The organism is Facklamia sp. P12955 (genome assembly GCF_050409565.1).
In the GTDB taxonomy this organism is placed as follows: domain Bacteria; phylum Bacillota; class Bacilli; order Lactobacillales; family Aerococcaceae; genus Facklamia.
The window spans coordinates 1-5,019 of the sequence record NZ_JBNUPF010000044.1 but is presented as its reverse complement, the minus strand read 5'-3'; the positions used below and the strand labels follow the sequence as shown (position 1 = coordinate 5,019).

The window sequence follows — 5,019 nt, the reverse complement described above, 5'->3', positions numbered from 1 at the left end:
AGCCCTCTAAATCACCATAGGTTGGTGATTTAAAGGACTTTGTCTACAGTCTGAGATAAGCTCAGCTGCTGAGCTTATCTTTTTTTAGCTTATAAATGACTTGGTTTTTTTGGAGGAACGGAAATTTCATCAGTTTGTGGTTGTGCGTGCGCAATTCGGCTTGCAGCGGCAGCGGCTAAGGCACCCACGATGTCATCAATAAATGTATTGCACCGCTGATCTTTTTCATCATTTAGTTTACCAATAATGCCCGGTTTAAGCTTATCTAAATAACCGAAATTAGTAAGACCGATTGATCCATAAACATTGACGATTGATAGAGTCAGAATTTCATCTATTCCATAGAGGCTCTCATCACGCATTAATAAGTCACATAGAAGTGGAGACAAAAGTCCTTTTTCAGCAGCAATATCTAATTCAATTCCAGTTATAATAGCATTTTGAACTTCTCGTTTTTGCATCACAGCATGTAAATTATCAATGCAGTCTTGCATAGTTAAAGTCTCAACATAAGTATTTTGTAAATCGTAGACGATTTTAGCGATTTCTTCGATGCTAACACCTCTTTCAGCTAGCAATTCATAGGATCTGGATTCTAGGTGTTTTAAGTGAATATAATCTTTAGTCATTGAATTCTCCTTCAAAAATAGTTGATGAATGTAAGGGCGACGGTCGATAATTAGGATCGATGAAGTGTAAGGCTTGATTAACAGCTAATAAGGCTTCCCCAAATCCAGCTGCAATGATCTTTACCTTACCAGGATAGTCAGCAATATCCCCAACAGCGAAAACACCAGGCAAATTAGTTTCCATTAATGATGAAACTTTGATTTGGTTGCGAGAAAGCTTGAGTCCCCAATCTTTTATATGGCCTAAAGAATTAGAAAAGCCATAATTGACAATTAATTGATCGAGGCAAAGTGCTACTATTTTTTTTGATTTCACCTGCTGAAGCTTGAGTGATTCGAGCTGGTGATTTTTACCCTCTAAGGTTAAAATTTTATAGGGGGTTAGAATTTTAACAGACGAGGCATGTAATTTGGATACTGAGCTTTCTAAAGCTCGAAAGTTTTCACGTCGGTGTATTAAATAGACTTCTTTAGCAATTGGTTCTAGGGTGAGTGCCCAATCAACTGCAGAGTCTCCTCCTCCACATACTGCTATCCTCTGATGCTTAAAATGTTCAGGTTTTTTAACAATATAATGTAAGGAATGATTTTCGAAATGATTCGCATTATCCATTCCAAGCTTTCGGGGTTGAAAAGCTCCATTACCTGCTGCAATGATAACGGTCTTTGAGTAATAAATTTCTTTACTAGTTTGAATTGTATAGATGCCATCTTCTCTGGGAGAGAGATTTAAGACTTCTTCTCCCAAAGAAATATCTGGTTTAAAATGATTGACCTGTTCAAATAGTTTTTGACTCAAAATATTCCCCTTAATCGAAGGATAGGCAGGAATATCGAAAATCAACTTTTCACCATAAAGATGATTTGGTTGCCCCCCCACCTCCTCAAGTGACTCAATAATTTTTACTTTTGCGTTTCGCATATGAGCGAAGAAAGCGGTATAAAGGCCTACAGGGCCTGCACCGATAATTGTTATATCATAAATATTTTCCATAATTTCTGCCTTTCTAATAAAAAAACGCAAGGAATACTAAGCGCATGACTACTGCCACAAATCCGCCTGTAATAATACCTGCAAATACTTCTGTTGGTTTATGTCCAAGGTATTTAGTAACTATAAGGTCTTGATAATTATCAATAATTTCAGTTTCAAATTCAGAGTCTTCTAGTTTTTCTTTAATTGATTGAACATTTATATCCTCATAATTTGATTGAGAGAGACGTTTAACGATAGCATCAATTACAAGGCCTTGTTCACCACTTTGACGTCTGACCCCCATAGAATCGAACATGATAATAACACCGAATACAGTTGCTATGGCTACGTGTGCTGAAGCAAAACCGTATTCAAATATAAGACTGGCAATTAAACTTGCGACGGCAGCCGAATGCGATGAGGGCATGCCACCAGTAGAAGTGATTATATCTAATTTAGGACTTCGCTTTGAATAATAGGCAATTGGATATTTAATCATTTGCGCGAAAAAAATGGCGGTAAAAGCAGCAATTAATGGGTAATTCATAGCATCCTTATCCTTCTTTTTATTTTTAACACTAACTATCTTAACAAAAATAAGACCCTTTAACTATAAATTTAGTTTTTTTTCGAGTAAAATGATAGAGAAAATAGATATAAGGAGCGATAAAATGAATAATTTTCCACAATTAAAGACAGAGGAAATACAAAGTCAAGTTGTTTTACATACTAATAAGGGTGACATTGAATTAGCATTATTTAAAGAACAAGCACCCAGGACAGTCGAAAACTTCATTACTTTAGCTGAAGAAGGCTACTATGATGGTGTGATTTTTCATAGAGTTATTAAAGATTTTATGATCCAAGGAGGAGACCCAACAGGAACAGGCATGGGTGGTGAAAGCAAATGGGGAGAAAGTTTTGAAGATGAATTTTCAATGCATCTTTTTAACTTTTATGGAGCTCTTTCAATGGCTAATGCAGGACCAAATACAAATGGCAGTCAATTTTTTATTGTAACTGCACCAAATGTACCTGCTGATATGCTCCAACAGTTAAAAGACTTAGGGTTCCCTGATGAAGTTGTGAAGGCTTATGAAGAAAAAGGAGGAACCCCTTGGTTGGATCAACGCCATACTGTCTTTGGTCAAGTCGTTGGAGGTATGGAGAATGTTTTAGCTATCCAAAATGTTACAACAGGGCCTCAAGACAAACCGGTTGAAGATGTGATGATTGAATCCGTTACCGTTTCTAAATAAGTGAGAAAGCACGGTAATCGATATGAAGTTTAAAATAGGAGATATTATTGAAGGAGAAGTAACCGGTATCCAGAACTATGGTATTTTTATAAAGCTTTCTGATGAAGAACAGGGTCTAGTGCATATTTCCGAATGTAAACATGGATATGTAGGGGCTTTAGATGAATTCATTAATATTGGAGAAAAAGTTAAAGTAGTTGTAATTGATATTGATGAATACAGTAAGAAAATTTCTTTATCCATGCGAGCACTAGATAAAATTAACACCCCATTGTTTCCTGTTAGAAATCGAAGAAAAAAAAGACGGAATTTACCAGACATAGGATTTAAGACCATAGCAGATAAGATGCCACAATGGATTGATCAGGCAATGCATTCTATTGAAGAAAATGAGTTTAATACCAAGATAGAAGTTTAGGAGGTTTATAAATGGAAACAATTAGCTTTGATTATTCGAAGGCTTTGAACTTTTTTCAAGAAAAAGAAATGGAGCACTTAAGTGGGTTCGCAGAATCCTCTTTACGTGAACTTAAAGAAAAAACAGGGGCAGGTTCTGAATTTACGGATTGGATTGATTGGCCACTTGATTTCCCCCAATCCGAAATAGAGCGAATTAAAGGAGTAGCTCAAAAAATTCAAAAGAACTCGGAAGTATTAGTAGTAATCGGCATAGGCGGATCCTATTTAGGAGCTAAAGCAGCCATAGATTTTTTAAACCATACTTTTTATAATATGATGGCTCCAAGCAAAAGTTTGCCTCAAATACTTTTTGCTGGTAACAACATATCATCCACTTACTTGAATGATTTAATAGAAGTAATTGGAGAGCGTGATTTCTCTATTAATATCATCTCTAAATCAGGAACAACTACGGAACCAGCAATTGCTTTTCGGGTTTTAAAAGAAAAACTAATCAAAAAATATGGAAAAAAAGAAGCTTATCAAAGAATTTATGCGACAACCGATCAAGCTAAAGGAGCATTAAAAAAAGAAGCCCAACAAAATAATTATGAGTCTTTTGTAATCCCAGATGGTATCGGTGGGCGCTTCTCGGTTTTAACACCAGTGGGCTTGCTTCCTATTGCTGTAAGTGGTGCAAGCATAGAAAGGCTGATTGAAGGGGCAAAAATTGCTAGAGAGCTTTATCTAAATGAGGATTTAGCAAAAAATCAAGCCATGCAGTATGCTGTTATAAGAAATATTTTCTATCGCAAAGGAAAGGTCAATGAATTGTTAATCAACTATGAACCAGCTTTACAAGCTTTCGGTGAATGGTGGAAACAGTTATTTGGCGAGTCTGAAGGAAAAGATCATAAAGGAATTTTCCCATGTTCAGCTAACTTTTCAACAGACCTACATTCAATTGGTCAAATTATTCAAGATGGCCAACGAAATATATTTGAGACGGTATTAAACTTACAAAAAGTTAGGAAAGATTTAACAATCCCTCAATTAGAAGAAGACGTTGACGGTCTTTCATATTTAGAGGGAGAAAAAATGTCAACCGTTAACCAAATGGCTTATCAAGGAACTATGATTGCCCATACGGATGGAGAGGTACCTAATCTTATTATTAACATTCCAGCAATGAATGAAGAAAGCCTCGGTCAAATGATTTATTTCTTTGAAATGGCAGTCGCTATTTCTGGATACCTTAATGGTGTCAACCCATTTGATCAGCCGGGAGTCGAAGCCTATAAACGTAATATGTTTGCCTTACTTGGTAAAGATGGTTATGAAGAATTAACAAAGGAACTTAGTCAAAGAATATAGAATTATCAATCGATAATAAAAGTTAAAACATTTGAGATGGTCGGACTATAGATCGTCTCAAATGATTTTTATTCATCAGAGGTTATTGATAGAATTGAAGAACAAAAAAGAATTCACAAAAAATTTAGAAAAAGTTAAAAAAGCTATTGACTTAAGCTAACAACCCATGCTATATTAATTCTTGTCGTCACGAACGAAGAGCAATGCATCTTGAGTTGCTAAAAATAAAAAACTTAGAAAAGTATTTGACATTAACAAACAACTCATGTTATATTATTTCTTGTCGTCACGAACGACCGAAACGAAAAAAGTTTAAAAAAACTTTTCAAAAAGGTTTGACAAAAAGTCTAAACCATGCTAGTATATAGAAGTTGTCACTTAT

At 35.4% G+C, this 5,019-nt stretch carries 6 protein-coding genes; 3 read left to right on the top strand and 3 right to left on the bottom strand.

What is annotated here, in order from left to right:
* Positions 1-89: 89 nt before the first annotated feature.
* Genes ACQV2G_RS08905 through ACQV2G_RS08895 form a run of 3 tightly spaced genes read right to left on the bottom strand, consistent with a single transcriptional unit; the run spans position 90 to position 2,152 of the window.
* Positions 90-629, bottom strand: a complete 540-nt coding sequence (locus tag ACQV2G_RS08905) for a phosphatidylglycerophosphatase A family protein (RefSeq protein WP_428874513.1) — start codon at positions 627-629, stop codon at positions 90-92.
* On the bottom strand, positions 622-1,623 hold the full coding sequence (locus tag ACQV2G_RS08900) for an NAD(P)/FAD-dependent oxidoreductase (RefSeq protein WP_428874512.1): 1,002 nt from the start codon (positions 1,621-1,623) through the stop codon (positions 622-624). The genes ACQV2G_RS08905 and ACQV2G_RS08900 overlap by 8 nt, the downstream gene beginning before the upstream one ends.
* Positions 1,624-1,636: 13 nt before the next feature.
* Positions 1,637-2,152, bottom strand: a complete 516-nt coding sequence (locus ACQV2G_RS08895) for a divergent PAP2 family protein (protein ID WP_428874511.1) — start codon at positions 2,150-2,152, stop codon at positions 1,637-1,639.
* A 124-nt stretch (positions 2,153-2,276) separates the two neighbouring features.
* Here ACQV2G_RS08895 and ACQV2G_RS08890 point away from each other — a divergent pair, with 124 nt between their 5' ends.
* From ACQV2G_RS08890 to ACQV2G_RS08880, 3 genes are read left to right on the top strand one after another with little or no spacing between them, the layout of a single operon-like run.
* Entirely contained in the window at positions 2,277-2,864 is a 588-nt protein-coding gene (locus ACQV2G_RS08890) for a peptidylprolyl isomerase (protein WP_428874510.1), read from the top strand.
* A 22-nt stretch (positions 2,865-2,886) separates the two neighbouring features.
* Positions 2,887-3,282, top strand: a complete 396-nt coding sequence (locus ACQV2G_RS08885) for a CvfD/Ygs/GSP13 family RNA-binding post-transcriptional regulator (protein ID WP_428874509.1) — start codon at positions 2,887-2,889, stop codon at positions 3,280-3,282.
* Positions 3,283-3,293: 11 nt separating this feature from the next.
* Positions 3,294-4,637 carry a glucose-6-phosphate isomerase gene (locus ACQV2G_RS08880; protein ID WP_428876622.1) on the top strand — a complete coding sequence of 448 codons (1,344 nt, stop codon included), beginning with the start codon at positions 3,294-3,296 and terminating at the stop codon, positions 4,635-4,637.
* The last annotated feature ends 382 nt before the right edge of the window (positions 4,638-5,019 follow it).

What these genes read in the sequence shown, in the direction of transcription:
- ACQV2G_RS08905 (WP_428874513.1), bottom strand. Translation starts at nt 629, where the DNA reads ATGACTAAAGATTATATTCACTTAAAACACCTAGAATCCAGATCCTAT.
- ACQV2G_RS08895 (WP_428874511.1), bottom strand. Translation starts at nt 2,152, where the DNA reads ATGAATTACCCATTAATTGCTGCTTTTACCGCCATTTTTTTCGCGCAA.
- ACQV2G_RS08885 (WP_428874509.1), top strand. Translation starts at nt 2,887, where the DNA reads ATGAAGTTTAAAATAGGAGATATTATTGAAGGAGAAGTAACCGGTATC.
- ACQV2G_RS08900 (WP_428874512.1), bottom strand. Translation starts at nt 1,623, where the DNA reads ATGGAAAATATTTATGATATAACAATTATCGGTGCAGGCCCTGTAGGC.
- ACQV2G_RS08880 (WP_428876622.1), top strand. Translation starts at nt 3,294, where the DNA reads ATGGAAACAATTAGCTTTGATTATTCGAAGGCTTTGAACTTTTTTCAA.
- ACQV2G_RS08890 (WP_428874510.1), top strand. Translation starts at nt 2,277, where the DNA reads ATGAATAATTTTCCACAATTAAAGACAGAGGAAATACAAAGTCAAGTT.